The sequence below is a fragment of the Acidovorax sp. genome (assembly GCF_046341535.1).
In the GTDB taxonomy this organism is placed as follows: domain Bacteria; phylum Pseudomonadota; class Gammaproteobacteria; order Burkholderiales; family Burkholderiaceae_C; genus Acidovorax.
On the sequence record NZ_JBKDRI010000012.1, the window covers coordinates 21,592 to 39,334 of the forward strand.

15 protein-coding genes are annotated in these 17,743 nt (G+C 65.1%); all 15 read right to left on the reverse strand.

Annotation, left to right across the window (positions count from 1 at the left end; translation table 11 throughout):
* Positions 1–33: 33 nt before the first annotated feature.
* The 15 genes from ACK543_RS00695 to ACK543_RS00765 all read right to left on the reverse strand — a co-directional run bounded on the left by ACK543_RS00695 (position 34) and on the right by ACK543_RS00765 (position 17,738).
* Positions 34–843, reverse strand: coding sequence for a cell division protein FtsQ/DivIB (locus ACK543_RS00695; RefSeq protein WP_409940958.1), 810 nt, complete (start codon positions 841–843; stop codon positions 34–36).
* Complete coding sequence (locus ACK543_RS00700; protein ID WP_409940959.1) at positions 840–1,847, reverse strand: D-alanine--D-alanine ligase; 1,008 nt, start codon at positions 1,845–1,847, stop codon at positions 840–842. The genes ACK543_RS00695 and ACK543_RS00700 overlap by 4 nt, the downstream gene beginning before the upstream one ends.
* Positions 1,844–3,277 carry a UDP-N-acetylmuramate--L-alanine ligase gene (gene murC / locus ACK543_RS00705; protein WP_409940960.1) on the reverse strand — a complete coding sequence of 478 codons (1,434 nt, stop codon included), beginning with the start codon at positions 3,275–3,277 and terminating at the stop codon, positions 1,844–1,846. Before murC ends, ACK543_RS00700 begins: the two co-directional genes overlap by 4 nt.
* A complete protein-coding gene (gene murG / locus ACK543_RS00710) occupies positions 3,274–4,335 on the reverse strand; it encodes an undecaprenyldiphospho-muramoylpentapeptide beta-N-acetylglucosaminyltransferase (protein WP_409940961.1) in 1,062 nt (353 codons plus the stop codon). Before murG ends, murC begins: the two co-directional genes overlap by 4 nt.
* Positions 4,332–5,552, reverse strand: a complete 1,221-nt coding sequence (gene ftsW, locus ACK543_RS00715; RefSeq protein ID WP_409940973.1) for a putative lipid II flippase FtsW — start codon at positions 5,550–5,552, stop codon at positions 4,332–4,334. The genes murG and ftsW overlap by 4 nt, the downstream gene beginning before the upstream one ends.
* 53 nt (positions 5,553–5,605) lie before the next feature.
* Positions 5,606–7,666 carry a Mur ligase family protein gene (gene murD, locus ACK543_RS00720; RefSeq protein WP_409940962.1) on the reverse strand — a complete coding sequence of 687 codons (2,061 nt, stop codon included), beginning with the start codon at positions 7,664–7,666 and terminating at the stop codon, positions 5,606–5,608.
* Positions 7,663–8,841 (reverse strand): phospho-N-acetylmuramoyl-pentapeptide-transferase, encoded by a 1,179-nt coding sequence (gene mraY / locus ACK543_RS00725; protein ID WP_409940963.1) that lies wholly within the window; start codon positions 8,839–8,841, stop codon positions 7,663–7,665. Before mraY ends, murD begins: the two co-directional genes overlap by 4 nt.
* A 45-nt stretch (positions 8,842–8,886) precedes the next feature.
* Positions 8,887–10,341 carry a UDP-N-acetylmuramoyl-tripeptide--D-alanyl-D-alanine ligase gene (murF, locus tag ACK543_RS00730; protein WP_409940964.1) on the reverse strand — a complete coding sequence of 485 codons (1,455 nt, stop codon included), beginning with the start codon at positions 10,339–10,341 and terminating at the stop codon, positions 8,887–8,889.
* Between the two features lie 14 nt (positions 10,342–10,355).
* Complete coding sequence (locus tag ACK543_RS00735) at positions 10,356–11,882, reverse strand: UDP-N-acetylmuramoyl-L-alanyl-D-glutamate--2,6-diaminopimelate ligase (RefSeq protein WP_409940965.1); 1,527 nt, start codon at positions 11,880–11,882, stop codon at positions 10,356–10,358.
* Positions 11,879–13,624: a peptidoglycan D,D-transpeptidase FtsI family protein gene (locus ACK543_RS00740; protein WP_409940966.1), complete on the reverse strand. Its 1,746-nt coding sequence runs from the start codon at positions 13,622–13,624 to the stop codon at positions 11,879–11,881. Before ACK543_RS00740 ends, ACK543_RS00735 begins: the two co-directional genes overlap by 4 nt.
* On the reverse strand, positions 13,621–13,959 hold the full coding sequence (gene ftsL, locus ACK543_RS00745) for a cell division protein FtsL (RefSeq protein WP_409940967.1): 339 nt from the start codon (positions 13,957–13,959) through the stop codon (positions 13,621–13,623). Before ftsL ends, ACK543_RS00740 begins: the two co-directional genes overlap by 4 nt.
* A 169-nt stretch (positions 13,960–14,128) precedes the next feature.
* The gene (gene rsmH / locus ACK543_RS00750) at positions 14,129–15,061 is read right to left on the reverse strand and encodes a 16S rRNA (cytosine(1402)-N(4))-methyltransferase RsmH (RefSeq protein WP_409940968.1); all 933 of its coding nucleotides are present in this window, start codon (positions 15,059–15,061) and stop codon (positions 14,129–14,131) included.
* A 10-nt stretch (positions 15,062–15,071) separates the two neighbouring features.
* Complete coding sequence (gene mraZ / locus ACK543_RS00755) at positions 15,072–15,500, reverse strand: division/cell wall cluster transcriptional repressor MraZ (protein ID WP_409940969.1); 429 nt, start codon at positions 15,498–15,500, stop codon at positions 15,072–15,074.
* Positions 15,501–15,754: 254 nt separating this feature from the next.
* The gene (locus tag ACK543_RS00760) at positions 15,755–16,396 is read right to left on the reverse strand and encodes an AAA family ATPase (RefSeq protein WP_409940974.1); all 642 of its coding nucleotides are present in this window, start codon (positions 16,394–16,396) and stop codon (positions 15,755–15,757) included.
* A 331-nt stretch (positions 16,397–16,727) separates the two neighbouring features.
* Positions 16,728–17,738: an IS110 family transposase gene (locus ACK543_RS00765; protein WP_409940975.1), complete on the reverse strand. Its 1,011-nt coding sequence runs from the start codon at positions 17,736–17,738 to the stop codon at positions 16,728–16,730.
* Positions 17,739–17,743 lie beyond the last annotated feature (5 nt).

Sequence of the window (17,743 nt, forward strand, 5' to 3'; positions counted from 1 at the left end):
TGCCTGCCTGCATTGCGCGTTGTCCCATTGCCTTCACCTCCTGCGTCCTGCAGTCGCTGGCGCTGGCGCGTCGCCCACGACCACGGTGGTGACACCGCGCATGCGCAGTGCGTAGCCACCGGCATGGCGCAGGTCGGCCGACTCCAGCCAATCCACCCGGCGACCGTACTGCGCGGCCACCTGGGGAAGCGTGCGCGCGAAGCGCTGCGTGCGTTGCACCACCTCCTGCGGCGTTCCGCCGCCCAGCTCCAGCACGGCATCGGTATCCAGCGTGGCACGCCAACCACCGCGGCCTTTGAGTTCGAGCATCTCGACCTCCACACCCAACGGCTTGAACACCGGGCGGAGCAATTCGTGCATCTGCAGAACCTCCAAGGCACTCCCAGCCGGGCCGAGCAGGCGCGGCAGGCCGTCCTGCTCCACATCTCCGGTATTGGCCTCGAACACCTCGCCAAAGCGGTTGACCAGCGCCCCGCCCGACTCGGAGCCCCAGTAGGCCACCGCTTCGTGCTCCTGCAGCTCAACCGCCAGGCTGCCCGGATAGACCCGGCGCACTTCAGCGCGGCGCACCCAGGGCACCTGCTCGAACGCATCGCGCGCGGCCCGCAAGTCCACGGTGAAAAAGTTGCCCGCCAGGTGCGGCCCGACGTTGGCCCGCAGCGTGATCGCGTTGTTGTGCACCAGGTCGCCCTCCACCACGATGCGCGTGATGGCGAAACCGGGATAACGCAGCACCCACCAGACACCAGCCGCCAGCACGAACAGGACGCAGCCCGCGAACAGAACCGAAGCGGTCAGGTTCATGAGCTTGACGTCCAGCGGTGCAGGCAACGTGGCGGTCATGGGTGTGCGACTCCCGGCACTGCGGCATCACGGCGCGGCGCGTCCAGCGTTGCGCTGGCCAGGATATGCAGGCACAGCGCTTCGTAGCTGATGCCCGCAGCGCGCGCGGCCATGGGCACCAGCGAATGCCCGGTCATGCCGGGCGATGTGTTCATCTCCAGCAGGAAGGGCTTGCGGTCACGGGCGCGGATCATCAGGTCGGCACGGCCCCAGCCACGGCATCCCAGCGCGCGATACGCCTGCAGCACGATGCGCTGGATCTCGCGTTCCTCCGCATCCGGCAGGCCGCTTGGGCACTGGTATTTCACGTCGTCGGTGAAATACTTGTGCTGGTAGTCGTAGGCGCCATCGGGGGCAACGATGCGGATTACCGGCAGTGCATACGCCTGCGCGCCATGCCCCAGCACCGGGCAGGTGACCTCCTCGCCGTCGATGAATTCTTCGCACAGCACGTCAGGGTCGTAGCGGGCAGACGTCTCCACTGCGCCCTGAATATCCGAAGGGCCGCGTACCTTGGTCACGCCGATGGACGAGCCCTCGCGCGGGGGCTTGACGATCAGCGGAAGCCCCAGTTGCTCGGGCACTGCGCGCACGACCTCGGGCTGCTGCTGGTCGGGTGCCAGCCACACATAGCGCGGGGTGGGCAGGCCCTCGGCCAACCACACGCGCTTGGTCATGACCTTGTCCATGGCAATGGCTGACGCCATCACCCCGGAGCCCGTGTACGGAATACCCAGCAGCTCCAGTGCGCCCTGTACGGTGCCGTCTTCTCCGTGGCGGCCATGCAATGCGATGAAGCAGCGGGCGTAGCCATCGCGCTTGAGGTCGCTCAACGCATGGCTGGCGGGGTCGAAGGCGTGCGCATCCACGCCGCTGGCCCGCAGCGCCTGCAGCACGCCGCTGCCGGACATGAGCGATACCTCTCGCTCGGCCGAGTCGCCGCCCATCAGCACGGCGACCTTGCCCAGGGCCTTGATGTCAATATTGCTTTCTGGAAGGGTCATGGCGCGCTCCCTTCAGGCGCTTGAAGCTCACTATTTTGTAGCATCTCGACCAGCTTCCCGGGCACAGCGCCGATGGAGCCTGCGCCCATGCACATGACCACATCGCCATCGCGTGCGTTGTCGAAGATGGCCTGCGGCAGGTCAGCCACGTTGTCCACAAACACGGGCTCCACACGGCCCGCCACGCGCAGGGCGCGCGTCAGCGAACGGCCGTCGGCTGCCACCACTGGCGCTTCGCCAGCGGCGTACACCTCGGTCAGCAGCACGGCGTCTGCGGTGCCAATCACCTTGACGAAATCCTCGAAGCAGTCGCGCGTGCGGCTGTAGCGGTGGGGCTGGAACGCCAGCACCAGGCGCCGGCCCGGGAACGCACCACGCGCCGCCGCCAGCGTGGCCGCCATCTCGACCGGGTGGTGGCCGTAGTCGTCAATCACCGTGAACTGGCCGCCCGCCTTGGCGCGCAGTTCGCCGTAGCGCTGGAAGCGCCTGCCTACGCCCTTGAAGCTTGCCAGCGCACGCTGCACGGCTGCGTCGGGGATGTTCAGCTCCACCGCCACCGCAATGGCCGACAGCGCGTTCAGCACGTTGTGCTCGCCTGCCAGGTTCAACACGATGTCCATGTCAGGCAGGGTCACGCCGTTGCGGCGCTGCACCGTGAAGTGCATCTGTCCAGCCTCAGCCCGCACGTTGATGGCGCGCACCTGCGCGTCTTCGGAAAAGCCGTAGCTGGTGATCGGGCAGGTCACGCTTTGCAGGATGTCGCGCACCGCCGGGCTGTCCACGCAAAGCACCGCCGTGCCATAAAACGGCATGCGATGCAGGAAGTCCACAAAGGCGCCCTTGAGCCGGCTGAAGTCGTGCCCGTAGGTTTCCATGTGGTCGGCGTCGATGTTGGTCACCACGGCCATCACCGGCAGCAGGTTCAGGAACGAGGCGTCGGACTCGTCGGCCTCAACCACGATGTATTCGCCGCTACCCAGCTTGGCGTTGGCCCCCGCACTGTTGAGCTTGCCGCCGATGACAAAGGTCGGATCGAGCCCGGCCTCCGCCAGCACGCTGGTCACCAGGCTGGTTGTCGTCGTCTTGCCGTGCGTGCCCGCGATGGCGATGCCTTGCTTAAGACGCATCAGTTCGGCCAGCATCAGCGCGCGCGGCACCACCGGGATTTTCCGGTCGCGCGCGGCCAGCACTTCGGGGTTGTCAGGGGTGACCGCGGTGGATGTGACCACCGCATCGGCGTCTTCAATGTGCGCTGCTGCGTGACCCAGGCAGGTCTTGATACCCAGACCCTCCAGCCGGCGCAGCGTGGCACTGTCGACCAGGTCGGAGCCAGAGATGCGGTAGCCCAAGTTGAACAGCACCTCGGCGATACCGCTCATACCGGCGCCGCCCAGGCCCACGAAATGAATGTGGCGGATCGCGTGTTTCATGCCAACTCCTCGCAGGCAGTCACCACTTCGCGGGTGGCATTGATTTTTTGCATTTCTTTCGCTTTGAGCGCTTTGTCCAGCAGCGTGGAGCGCTCCATATTCAATAGCATCTGCGACAGGCCTTGGGGTGTGAGGTCGCGCTGCTGGGTGATCCATCCGCCCCCCGCGTTGACAAGAAATTGGGCATTGGTGGTCTGGTGGTCGTCCACCGCCGAGGGGAAAGGCACGAACAGCGCGGCAGCGCCCACTGCAGCGATTTCGGTCACCGTGCTGGCGCCGGCGCGGCAGACGATGATGTCGGCATCGGCAAAGGCGCTCGCGGTGTCGTCGATGAACGGCGTGCATTCGGCTTGCACCCCCGCAGCGGCGTAGTTGGCGCGCAGCGCATCGATCTGTGCGGCGCCGCTCTGGTGCAGCACCACGGGGCGCTTGTCCGCGGGCATCAGTGCGATGGCCTTGGGAACTATCTCGTTGAGCGCGCGGGCCCCCAGGCTGCCGCCCACCACCAGCAGGCGCAGCGGGCCGCTGCGTCCGGCAAAGCGCTCGGCAGGGCCTGGTTGCTGGGTGAACGCCTTTCGCAGCGGGTTGCCCACCCACTGGCCCTTGGCGAACACTTGGGGGAAAGCGGTGAACACGCGGTCGGCCACCCCGGACAGCACCTTGTTGGCCATCCCGGCGACCGAGTTTTGCTCGTGCAACACCAGCGGCCTGCCCGCCAGGACGCCCATCATCCCGCCCGGAAAAGTGATGTAGCCGCCCAAGCCCACCAGCACATCGGGCCGGACGCGGCGCACGACGCGCAGGGCCTGCCAGAAGGCGCGCAGCAGGCGCAGCGGCAACAAGGCCAGCGTGACGATGCCCTTGCCGCGCACGCCAGCGAAGTCAATCAGCTCCAGCGGGAAACCATGGGCGGGAACAATGCGTGACTCCATGCTGCCGGGTGCGCCCAGCCAATGCACGCGCCAGCCGCGCGTGCGCAACTCCTCGGCCACAGCCAGCCCCGGGAAGATGTGACCACCCGTGCCACCAGCCATGATCAAAGCGGTTTTCTGCGTCATACGCGACCTCCGCGCATCAGCAGCTTGTTTTCATAGTCCACACGCAGCACGACCGCCAATGCGACAAGATTCATCAAGATCGCCGAACCACCGAAGCTCATGAGCGGCAGCGTGAGCCCCTTGGTCGGTAGCGCGCCCAGGTTCACACCCATGTTGATGAACGCCTGAAAACCGATCCAGATGGCGACGCCCTGCGCTACCAGACCCGAGAAAACGCGATCCAGCGCAATGGCCTGGCGGCCGATGTGCATGATGCGGCGGGTCATCCACAGAAACAGAACGATCAGCGCGAGCACGCCGACCAGGCCAAACTCTTCACCGATGACGGCCAGCAGGAAGTCTGTATGGGCCTCCGGCAGCCAGTGCAGTTTCTCGACGCTGCCGCCCAATCCCACGCCAAAAACCTCGCCGCGACCAATTGCAATCAGCGAGTGCGAGAGCTGGTAGCCCTTGCCCAGGGCATGTGCTTCGCTGAACGGGTCAAGGTAGGCAAACACGCGCTCGCGGCGCCAGGGCGAGCTGGCGATCATCAGCGCGAAGGCACCGACCAGCACACCGGCGATCAGGAAGAACATACGGGCATTGACCCCGCCGAGGAAGAGGATGCCCATGGCGATCACAGCCACCACCATGAACGCACCCATGTCGGGCTCGGCCAGCAGCAGCACGCCCACGATGCCGACTGCCGCGCCCATGGGGAGCACGGCGCGAAAGAACCGCTCTTTGACCTCCATCTTGCGCACCATGTAGTCGGCGGCATAGATGAGCACCGCAAACTTGGCCACCTCCGAGGGCTGAAAGCCAATGGGGCCAATGGACAACCAGCGGCGCGCTCCGTTGACCATCTTTCCGAGCCCGGGGATCAGCACGGCAGCAAGCAGCAGCAGGGCCAATACAAACAGCCAGGGGGCCGCACGCTCCCACAGCGCCATCGGTACCTGGAAAGCCAGCAACGCCACCACAAAGCCGATCGTGATGTACATGGCATGGCGGGCCAGGAAATGCGTCGAGGCATAGCTCGCAAACCGGGGGTTGTCCGGCATGGCAATCGATGCGGAATACACCATCACCAGGCCCCAGGTCAGCAGCGCAACCACCACCCACAGCAGCGCCTGGTCAAAGCCCAGAACACTGGCGGGCGTGGTGTCCGTGGGGCGACGGTACTCGGTGCCACCCACACGCACCGGCAGCACCACCGTGCCCTTGCCGGCCAGCATCGGAAACCACGCGCTGGCGCGTTGCCGGAAACCACCTTGCCGGACGGGGCGGGTCACGCCATGCCCTCCAGCGACACGCCTGCGTCATCGGCCAGGCTGCGCACGGCTTCGCCGAACACCTGGGCGCGGTGCTCGTAGTCACGGAACATGTCAAAGCTGGCACAGGCAGGTGACAGCAGCACGGCATCGCCCGCATGGGCGCGCTGAGCCGCAAGGTTCACCGCCTGGGGCAACGTGGCAGCATCGAACAGGGCCACTCCGGCATCGGCCAGCGCGGCGCGAATCAGGGGCGCATCGCGGCCGATGAGCACCACGGCCCTTGCAAAGCGCGCCACGGGCGCAGCCAGCGGCGAAAAGTCCTGGCCCTTGCCTTCTCCGCCGAGAATCACCACCACGCGGCGCTCGGCGCCCAGACCGGTCACCGCCGCCACGGTGGCACCCACGTTGGTGCCCTTGCTGTCGTCAAAATACTCCACACCATCGACGATGGCCACAGGCTCGACGCGGTGCGGCTCCCCCCGGTATTCACGAAGGCCGTACAGCATGTGCGCCAGCGTACAGCCGGCGGCGGACGCCAGCGCCAGTGCTGCCAGGGCATTGACGGCATTGTGGCGGCCACGGATACGCAGCGCATCTGCGGGCATCAGGCGCTGGATGTGAAGGTCTTCGTCCTGGGTCTGGCGGCCGCGCTTGCGGGTTTCGTCAGCAGCCAGCGCACGCACCAGCCACGGCATTCCGCTGACCACTTCGATGCCAAAGTCGCCGGGGCGGCGCGGCATGTCGGCCCCGAAGGTGACGTGCTCGCGCACCTGCGGCTTGGTGAGCCGGCCTTTCGCCGGGGCCGATGAAGTGTTGCCCCCCACGCTTGCCACTTCGTGTGCTGCGCTGCCCCCCGGGGGGGCCGCTGCCGCCTTCGGGCGGCCGGGCGGCGGTATGCTCTGAACCCCCACGCTTGCCACTTCGTGTGCTGCGCTGCCCCCCGAGGGGGCCGCTGCCGCCTTCGGGCGGCCGGGCGGCGGCAGCATGCGCATGACCTCCGGGTCGTCGCGATTGAGGATCATGAGGCCGGTTTCGCCGAAGATGTGCGCCTTGGCGCTGGCGTAGGCCGCCATGTCGCCGTGCCAGTCCAGGTGGTCCTGCGTGATGTTGAGCACGGTGGCTGCGGTGGGTTCGAAGCCGGTGACATCGTCGAGCTGGAAGCTCGACAGCTCCAGCACCCACACATCTGGAAGCGAGCCCGCGTCGATGTGCGAAGCCAAAGTGTCGAGCAGCGTGGGGCCGATGTTGCCCGCCACCGCCACACGCTTGCCCGAGCGCTCCACCAACTGGCCGGTGAGCGATGTCACCGTGGTCTTGCCGTTGGTGCCCGTGATCGCCAGAACCATGGGGGCGTAGCCATGCGCTGCGCGCAGGACGGCAAGCCCCGCTGAAAACAGACTCAATTCACCCCCAACGCTGGCCCCGTCAGCACGGGCCGTCAGCACGACAGGCGCAATCACAGCAGGGCTGAGGCCTGGCGAGCGGTAGACGGCGTGCAGTTCTTGTCCTTGCACCAGCGCAGCGTCCAACGCGCCCGAAACGAACCGCACCTGGGGCAGTTCCTGCTCAAGGGCCGGAAGTTGGGGCGGCGCTGCCCGGGTGTCGGCGACCGTGACCAGCCGGGCGCCACAGCGCACGCACCAGCGCGCCATCGCCAGGCCTGAGGCACCCAGGCCGAGAATGAGGATGTTCTGCCCATGCAGCGGGGCGATGCCCTCACCGGGGCGGCCGTCTGGTTGCCCGGGTGCATCGGACGCCGCGTCTTGTTGGGCGGCCGCGTCGCCACCTGCCAGCACCTGCGCGGTGGTCGTCGGTTCGGGCGCAGAGACCTCGGCAAAGATCTGCGCCACAAACGCGGCCGCATCCCGGGCGGCGGTCAGCTGCGTGTGGGCCATCGCGGTCGTTGCATCGGTCACCGGGGGTTTGGGCTGCGCGGCAACCATACCCACCGCAGCGCCATCGACTGCGCGAAGCCGCTCACCCGTCTCGGCGGCGGCAGGCGCAGGCGTGACGACGCCTTCGGGCGCGGCCGTGCCCAAAGGGTTGGCAAGCGGGTGGAATTCGCTGTCGTTCATCGCAGTTTCAGGGTGGACAGCCCCACCAGGCACAGCAGCATGGTGATGATCCAAAAACGCACCACCACTTGCGTTTCCTTCCAACCGCTCTTTTCAAAGTGGTGATGCAAGGGCGCCATCTTGAGCAGGCGGCGACCTTCTCCGTAACGGCGTTTGGTGTACTTGAACCACATGACTTGCAGCATCACCGAAAGCGCCTCGACCACGAAAATGCCGCCCATGATGGCGAGCACGATCTCCTGGCGCACGATCACGGCAATGGTGCCCAGGGCCGCGCCCAGTGCGAGCGCCCCCACATCCCCCATGAACACCTGCGCCGGATGCGCGTTGAACCACAGGAACGCCAGGCCCGCGCCTGCCATGGCAGCGCAAAAAATCAGCAGCTCGCCCGATCCGGGGATATGGGGGAAGAACAGGTACCTGGAGTACACGGAACTTCCGGTGACGTAGGCAAACACTCCCAGGGCCGAGCCCACCATGACCACCGGCATGATGGCCAGACCATCGAGGCCGTCGGTCAGATTCACCGCATTGCTGGAGCCCACGATGACCAGGTAGGTCAGGATGACGAATCCCAGCACGCCCAGCGGGTAGCTGATCTCCTTGAAGAACGGCACTTGCAGGCCCGCCTTGGGCGGCAGGTCCAGCGAGAAGCCCGACTGCACCCAGCTCACGAAAAGCTCGAAGACGCGTGCGTTGGAGTTCTCGGAAATACTGAACACCAGGTACAGCGCAGCGATCAGCCCAATGACCGACTGCCAGAGATACTTTTCGCGCGAGCGCATGCCCTCGGGGTCCTTGTTGACCACCTTGCGCCAGTCGTCCACCCAGCCGATGGCACCGAATCCCAGCGTCACCAGTAGCACGATCCACACAAAGCGGTTGGACAGGTCAAACCAGAGCAGGGTCGAGATGGCGATCGACAGCAGAATAAGCACGCCGCCCATGGTGGGCGTGCCGCTTTTGGACAGATGCGTTTGCATGGCATAGCCGCGGATGGGCTGGCCGATCTTGAGCGACGTGAGCACACGGATCACTTTCGGACCAGCTACGAGGCCGATGAGCAACGCGGTCACCGCGGCCATCAGCGCTCGGAACGTGATGTACTGGAACACGCGAAGAAACCCGAGCTCCGGCGACAGCCCCTGCAGCCATTGCGTCAATATCAGCAGCATGCGCCACCTCGCAGGGCCGACATCACCGCGCCGGCACCTTGTTTATCAGTGAGTTGCACCATCGCCCCCCTCCAGCGTGTCGTTTTGCTTGTTGTTCTGGTCGTCCACCTTGCGAGCCTGTGGCTGCGCCGCAGATGCTGTGATGGCCTCCACGACCCGCTCCATCGCCATGAAACGCGAGCCCTTGACCAGCACACTTCCCACATTGGGCAGCGCTTGCTTGACTGCCAGCTGCAGCGCATGGATGTCGTCGAAATGCCGGGCGTCCCCGAAAGCGGCTGCGGCGTGGGCTGACAAAGCACCCAGCGTAAACAACTGAGCGATGCCTGCGGCGCGCGCATGGGCACCGGCCTCAGCATGGAACTGCGGGCCCTGGTCACCGACCTCCCCCATGTCTCCGATGACCAGCAGCTGCGGTGCGGGCAACTCGGCCAGCACGTCGATCGCAGCACGCATGGAGTCTGGGTTGGCGTTGTAGGTGTCGTCCACCACCGGGATTTCGCGGCCTGCGCACTGCACCGTGAAAGCGCGGGAGCGGCCCTTGACGGGTACAAAGCTGGCCAGCCCCTGGACAACCGCGGACAGCGGCGCACCTGCGGCCAGCGCGCACGCAGCCGCGGCCAGGGCGTTGGTCACGTTATGGCGGCCAGCGATGTGCAGGCGCACGACTACTTCGCCCTGCGGCGTGCCCAGCGTGGCGGCCCAGGCGCCGCCCGTCCACACCGCACTGCGGCAGGTCACGTCGCCATCCGCGCCGAACGTCATGCAGCGACGGCCCTGCGCCAGGCCACGCCAAAGCGCGGTGTATTCATCACCCGCCGGGAACACCGCCACCCCATCTTGGGGCAGGCTGGCAAACACCGAGCCGTTCTCGCGCGCCACGGCTTGCACTGTGTGCATGAATTCCAAGTGCTCGCGCTGCGCGTTGTTGACCAGCGCCACCGTGGGCTGGGCCATGGCCGCCAGGCGAGCGATTTCGCCAGGGTGGTTCATGCCCATCTCGATGACTGCAGCTTTGTGCGCGGCGCGCAGGCGCATCAGCATCAGTGGCACGCCGATGTCGTTGTTGAAATTGCCCTGCGTGGCAAAGGCTGCATCGCCCTGCCACGCCCGGAGGATGGACGCCACCATCTGCGTCACCGTGGTCTTGCCATTGCTGCCCGTCACGCCAATCACCGGAAGGTGCAACGCAGCGCGCCAGCCCGTTGCCAGGGCGCCGAGTGCAGCCAGGGTGTCGGGCACTTCGATGCCCGCCAGCCCAGCGTCCTGCAGCCCGCCATGCGCGATGGCCGCAGCAGCGCCACCAGCGCGAGCCTCGGCCAAAAAGGCATTGGCGTCGAAACGCTCTCCCTTGAGCGCCACAAACAGGTCACCAGGCTGCAGGCTGCGCGTATCGGTGTGCACACGCGCCAGGGGCGTCGCGCCGTCGCCCACGAGCCGCGCGGCGGTGACACGCTGGCGCACCAGGGCAAATGCCTCGCCCAGGGTCGTCATGCTCATCGGTGTGTTGGGGGTTATGCCCATGTAGTGGCCCCCCGTGCGTTCAGCGCGGCCTGCGCGTGGGCCAGGTCCGAGAATGGCTGCCGTACGCCAGCGGTTTCCTGGGTGTCTTCGTGGCCCTTGCCGGCGATGAGGACCACGTCCTGTGGTGCCGCCATGGCCACCACCTGCGCGATGGCGCGGGCGCGGTCCAGTTCGGCACGGACGGTCGCGCCTGCAATCGTGCCCTGCAGCACCTGATGGACGATGGCGGCCGGGTCTTCACTGCGCGGGTTGTCGCTGGTCACGACGACCTGGTCGGCATGCTGCTGGGCCGCTGCACCCATCAACGGGCGCTTGCCTGCGTCGCGGTCGCCACCGCAGCCAAAGATGCACCACAGCGCGCCAGCACGCTGCTGCGCCAGCGGGCGCAGGGCCAGCAAGGCTTTTTCAAGTGCGTCGGGCGTGTGCGCGTAGTCCACAGCCACCAGCGGCTGGCCAGGCGCCACCAGGCACTGCATGCGGCCCGGCACGGGTTCCAGGCCAGCGCACGCCTGCACTGCAGCGGGCAGTGGCACACCGCGGCTGCGCAGTGTCGCAATGACGCACAGCAGGTTTTGCACGTTGTAGTGGCCAATCACCTGCGTCTGCAGCCACTGCGGCTGGGCCACCCCTTCTTCCACCACAGCGAACCGAAGACCCCGCGCGCCCATCACGATGTCACGCGCCGCAACCCGCGCAGCACCCTGGGCAGAGACGGACCACAGATCGAGCGCGCCATCGCGCAGCTCGTCGTGCAACTGCGCACCGGCCGGGTCGTCGATGTTGATCACGGCGGCCTGCAGGCCCGACCAGTCAAACAGCGCCCGCTTGGCCAGCCAGTAGTCGGCCATGCTGCCGTGGTAGTCGAGGTGGTCCTGGGTGAAGTTGGTAAAGATGGCCACACGGATCTTGGTGCCCTCAAGGCGCGCCTCGGCCAGGCCGATGGACGATGCCTCGATGGCGCAGGCCGACAAGCCCCTGCCCGCAAACGTGCTGAACGCCCGCTGCAGGCACACCGGGTCGGGCGTGGTCATGCCGGTGGATTCGAGCGCAGGCGGCACACCCATACCCAAAGTACCCACGAGCGCGCAGCCCTTAAAGCCTGAATGCTCATTTTTCGATAGCGAATTGATGGCATCGGTCAGCCACCATGCCGTGCTGGTCTTGCCGTTGGTGCCGGTGACGGCGAGCACATCCAGGCGGCTGCTGGCTGAGCCAAACCACTGCGCAGCGATGGGCCCGGTGGCTGCCTTCAGGCCGTCCAGCGCCGCCATGTGCGCGCCCGTGAAGCCAAACGCCTCAATACCCGACTGCTCCACCAGGCAGGCCGTGGCCCCACGCACCCTGGCATCGGCCACATGCGCCCTGCCATCGGTGGCAGCGCCAGGCCAGGCAATAAAGCCATCTCCGGGCTGGATCATCCGACTGTCGGTCTGCAGGGTGCCCGTGACGCGCTCGCGCAGCCAATCGACGGCAGCGCCCGCGGAGCCGAGCACGGTGATGGCAGAAGCCAGCGTCACAGCGACTCCTCCACGGCATTGGCCACAATCTGCGGCTTGACGGCCATGTCGGGTTGCACGCCCATCATGCGCAGCGTCTGCTGCACGACTTCGCTGAAGACGGGGGCTGCCACAGCGCCGCCATAAAACACCCCGTTGCTGGGCTCATCAATCATCACGGCGACGATGATGCGCGGCTTGTCGATGGGTGCCATGCCCGTGAACCATGCGCGGTATTTGCCCGCTGCGTAGCTCTTGCCCACCTGCTTTCGTGCCGTGCCCGACTTGCCCCCCACCGAATAGCCCAAGGTCTGCGCCTTCTGGCCCGTGCCACCCGGGCCCGCTGCCATCTGCAGCATCTTGCGCACCTGGTCTGCCGTGCGCTCGGAAAACACCGGCACGCCCACAGCCACTTCGTCGGTCTTGAGCAGCGTCGCAGGGATGACGCGACCGCCATTGGCAAACACCGTGTACGACCGCGCCATCTGGAACAGGCTTGCCGACAGGCCGTAGCCATACGACATCGTCGCCTGCTCGACCGGCCGCCACGTTTTGTAGGGGCGCAGGCGCCCTGTCACCACACCAGGGAAGTTCACCTGGGGCTTCTGCCCGAACCCGGCGGCGGAGAATGTCTCCCACATCTCGCGCGGCGGCATCTGCATGGCCAGCTTGGTGGTACCCACGTTGCTCGACTTCTGGATGACGCCTTCGACCGTGAGCACGCCGTAGTTATGCGTATCGGAAATGGTGGAACCCGTGATCGTGATGCGACCCGGGTTGGTGTCCACCACCGTCTCGGGTTTCACGCGACCGGTTTCAAGCGCCAGCCCGATGGTGAAGGGCTTCATGGTGGACCCTGGCTCGAAGACGTCGGTGAGCGCGCGGTTGCGCAACTGCTCGCCCGTGAGGTTCTGGCGCTTGTCGGGCACGTAGCTGGGGTAGTTGGCCAGCGCCAGGAGTTCGCCGGTGTGCGCGTCGAGCACCACCACGCTGCCCGCCTTGGCCTTGTGCGCCGCCACCTGGTCGCGCAGCTTCTGGTAGGCGAAAAATTGCACCTTGCTGTCGATGGAAAGCTGCAGATCCTTGCCGTCCACCGGCGATACGGTTTCGCCCACGCCCTCGACCACGCGGCCCAGGCGATCCTTGATCACGCGGCGCGATCCGGGCTTGCCTGCCAGTTCCTTGTTGAAGGCCAGTTCGATGCCTTCCTGACCTTGGTCTTCCACATTGGTAAAGCCCACCACGTGCGCTGCCGCCTCGCCTTCGGGGTACTGGCGCTTGTATTCCTTGCGCTGGTAGATGCCTTTGATATTGAGTGCCGCAATTTGCTGGCCCACGTCCCAGTCGAGCTGGCGCTTGATCCAGACGAAGGTTTTGTCCTCGTCAGCCAGCTTCTTGTTCAGGTCGGCCAAGGGCATATCCAGCAACTTGGCCAGCCGCTTGAGCTTGGCGCGGACCTCGGGCGATTCTTGCTCCACGTCTTCCGGAATGGCCCAGATGCTGGCGGCAGGCACGCTCGATGCCAGAATCAGACCGTTACGGTCCAGAATCTTGCCGCGGTTGGCCGGCAACTCCAGCGTGCGAGCAAAGCGCACTTCGCCCTGGCGCTGAAAGAAGTCGTTACCGAACACCTGCACATAGGCGGCCCGGCCACCCAGGGCCAGAAAGCCCAGCGCAATCACAGCCACAATGAACTTGCTGCGCCATAACGGCGTTTTGCTGGCCAGCAGGGGGCTGGCGGTGTAGACCACGCTGCGGCTCACGGTTGCACTGCTCCGTTCGGGCGCGGCACAGCCACGGGCGCAGCGGCAGCAGGCACTGCCTTGGTCACGCCCTGCGGGTCCGACACATACTGCGTGATGGCCGGAGTGGTTGTGCGCATATTGAGCTGTGCCCGCGCGATTTTTTCAACACGCAACGGGGTAGCCTGTGCGCGTTTTTCGACCAGAAGGCGCTGGCGTTCCGTCTCCAGGCGTGCCGCCTCGGCCGTGGCGCGATCCAACTCGGTGAACAGGCGGCGCGACTCGTACTGCACATGCACCAGGTACAGCGCGCTGGCCATCACGGCCATCAGCAAAACGATGTTCAGGCGGGTCATGCAGAAGCCCCCACGCTCCGCACTGGCGTGTCGTCGCTGCCCCCCAAGGGGGCCGCATTTCGCCTTGGGGCGGCCCGGTGGCTCATGCAAGCAGCCCCCACGCTCCGCACTGGCGTGTCGTCGCTGCCCCCCAAGGGGGCCGCATTTCGCCTTGGGGCGGCCCGGCGGCTCATGCCGGCACCTCGGTCCGCTCGGCCACGCGCATGATGGCGCTGCGCGCGCGTGGGTTGGCCGCCACTTCGGCGGCGCTGGGCTTGATCCGGTCCAGCGCCACGAGCTTCATGGCCTGGGGGGCGGCGAACGGCGCACGGCGGTCGTAGACCTCCTTGGAGTGCTTGGCGATGAACTGCTTGACGATGCGGTCTTCCAGCGAATGAAAGCTGATCACCACCAGCCGCCCTCCGGGTGCGAGCACATTCAGGGTAGCCTCTAGCGCCTGTTGCAGCTCTTCAAGCTCGGCGTTGATGAAAATCCGAAGAGCTTGAAATGTGCGCGTTGCAGGATTCTGGCCCTGCTCGCGGGTTTTGACCGCGCCAGCCACGAGATCGGCCAGTTCGACGGTGGTTGCAAGAGGACCCCGTTCTTCGCGCCAAGTAACAATCGCCTTTGCAATGGGGCCAGCAAACCGTTCTTCACCGTAGTCACGTATCACCTCTGCAATCTGACCGGCCTCGGCCGTGGCCAACCAATCGGCAACGCTGGTTCCGCGCGTGGTGTCCATGCGCATGTCCAGCGGGCCGTCGAAACGAAAACTGAATCCCCGCCCGGGGCTGTCGATCTGGGGCGAACTCACGCCCAGGTCCATCAGCACCCCCAGGGCGCTGCCCGCAGACAGTTCGGACAAGTGGCGGAATCCTTCATGCCGGATGGAAAAACGCGCATCGGTGATGCGCGCTGCTTCGGCAATGGCTTCTGGGTCCTTATCGAAGGCCACCAGGCGAGCCTCGGGCCCCAGCCGCATCAGGATCAGCCGCGAATGCCCGCCGCGGCCAAAGGTCGCATCGACCCAGGTCCCCTCAGGCTGCGGGCCGGCCGCGCCCAGCAGGGCATCGACGGCTTCGTCCAGCAAGACGGTCGTGTGTTGCAGTCGGTCTGATGTCACTGCACGCGCCTCAGAACGAGAAGTCCTTGAAGACATCTGGCATCTCGCCCTGCATGGCCTTCGCCTCCTGCGCGTCGTAAGTGGCCTTGTCCCAGAGTTCGAAATGGTTGCCCATGCCCAGCAGCATGGTGTCGCGGCTGATACCGGCCGCCTCTCGCAACTCCGGCGAGATCAGCACGCGGCCGGTGGAATCCATCTCCACGTCCATCGCGTTGCCCAGGAAGATGCGCTTCCACCACTGGGCCGACATGGGCAATTGGGCGATGCGTTCGCGAAACTTTTCCCATTCGGGCCGCGGGAACACCATCAGGCAGCCATGGGGGTGCTTGGTGATCGTGAGTTGCCCGGCGGCGGTGGCCGTCAGCACGTCACGATGCCGGGTCGGCACAGAAAGCCGACCCTTCGCATCGAGACTGAGCGACGAGGCACCTTGGAACACAGACGGAATCCCCAATTGGTTACGGCCTTTCGACGCCACCAAACGGAGGGATCAAGGCACTTTTTACCACTTAATTGCACTTTTTTGCACTGTAGCAGGAAAACGTGTCCAATCAAGGGGGGTGCCCTACAAAATTTGGTAATGAAATCAAGGACTTAGGTCGTCATCCGGAAGTGGACGCACACCAAAAATCCTTGCAAAAGAAGCACTTACAGAAGCCTATGAAAGTGACCTCTCAAGGCCCATCCAAATAGTCACAGGATGTAGCGCGAAAGATCCTCGTCCTGACTCAGGGTGGCCAGGCGGGCGTCTACGTAGTCAGCATCGATCACTACCGTCTGGCACTCAAGGCGCGTTGCATCGAAGCTGACTTCGTCGAGCAGTCGCTCCATGACGGTGGAAAGACGGCGCGCGCCGATGTTTTCGGTGCGCTCGTTGACCTCGAACGCAATGCGCGCCAGCCGGGTGATGCCCTCGGGGGTGAATTGCAGGGTGACGCCCTCTGTGGCCAGCAGCGCCTGGTATTGCTTGACGAGGCAGGCATGGGTTTGCGTGAGGATGGCCTCGAAATCCTGCACCGACAGCGACGCAAGCTCCACCCGGATCGGGAATCGCCCCTGCAGCTCGGGAATCAGGTCGCTGGGCTTGGCCAGGTGGAAGGCTCCTGACGCAATAAACAGGATGTGGTCGGTCTTGATCATCCCGTACTTGGTGGACACCGTGGTGCCCTCCACCAGCGGCAGCAGGTCGCGCTGTACGCCCTGGCGGGACACATCGGCACCACTGCTTTCCTGGCGCGCGGCGACCTTGTCGATCTCGTCAATGAACACGATCCCGTTTTGCTCGGCTACAAGGACTTCCCCACTTTTGTCAAACATCATCCTGCCGTGGTGAATCGCTCAGCGATTGACCACGGAAATTGATTCCGGTTTTCCTCTGATGTCTTCGGTGCGGCGAGTCGCTGCGATCAAGCAAAAGGGTGTGGATAGCGAAACTACAAACGGTCATTGATGGCTGCGCAGTGATTGCAACCGGACCCTGATGAAAGACGCGCGCCAGGGGCTCCATTCGTTAGTCGAGGCTCAGGCTGATTGCTCAGCGCTGTTGACCTCCTTGAGCTAAACGAGCATTCCCCAGCGCAGGTCCAAACCTTTTACTCATCAACGACAAGTCATCACACGGTGACATCAACGCTTCACTTCAACGCTTTGATGAAGTGACCTTGATTCATGCGGGCATCTTGAAATTCTCACCCCGCTGCAACATCGCCCAGCACATGCGCGCGTTCTTGGCGGCAACAGCCACCACCGCTTTCCAATACCCCCGCCGCGCTTGAATCTGAACCGCCCAGCGGCTCACCGGGTCGGCCTTGTTCTTGGCAGCCGACAGCACCGCCTTGGCACCCATGATCAGCAGCGTTCGCAGGTACGCATCCCCGGCCTTGGTGATGCGCCCGAGCCGCTGCTTGCCGCCCGAGCTGTATTGCCCGGGCACCAAACCCAGCCAGGCGCAGAACTGGCGTCCGCAGCTGAAGTCATGTCCCTTGCCCACACTGGCCACAATGGCGCTGGCGGTGATGGGGCCGACGCCGCCGAGTTGCATCAGTTGCCGGGCTTGCACATCTTCCTTGGCGGCTTGCTCAATGTGCTGGTCGTATTCTTTGATGCGTTCATCCAAATGGGTCAACTCACTGAGCATGTCGCCCACCACGGTGTTGCACCAACCGGGCAAATCCTCCAGGTGTTGGTGCGCCTCGCGGCGCACGGTGGCGGCTTTGAGTGGCAGCACGATGCCCAGCTCGGACAACAAACCCCGAATGCGGTTGATCAGCGCGGTGCGCTGCTGCACATACCCTTGCCTGGCTCGGTGCACAAACAGGCGCGACTGTTGCTCCAAACTTTTGAGTGGCACAAACCGCATGCTGGGGCGGGTGACGGCTTCGCAGATGGCGGCGGCATCAGCGGCATCGTTCTTACCGCGCTTGCCACTCATCCGGTAGGGTGCGACGAACTTGGGCGCCATCAAGCGCACCGTGTGTCCGTACTTCTCAAACTCACGCGCCCAGTGGTGGGCTCCACTACACGCCTCCATGCCAATCAAACAAGGCGGCAACTTGGCCACCAGCTCCAGCAACTTGCCGCGCGGCACCTCGGGGCGCACCAGCGCAGGCTTGCCGCATTCATCCACACCATGCACCGCAAAAACGCTCTTTGCCAGATCAATTCCAACCGTTACGATTGCCA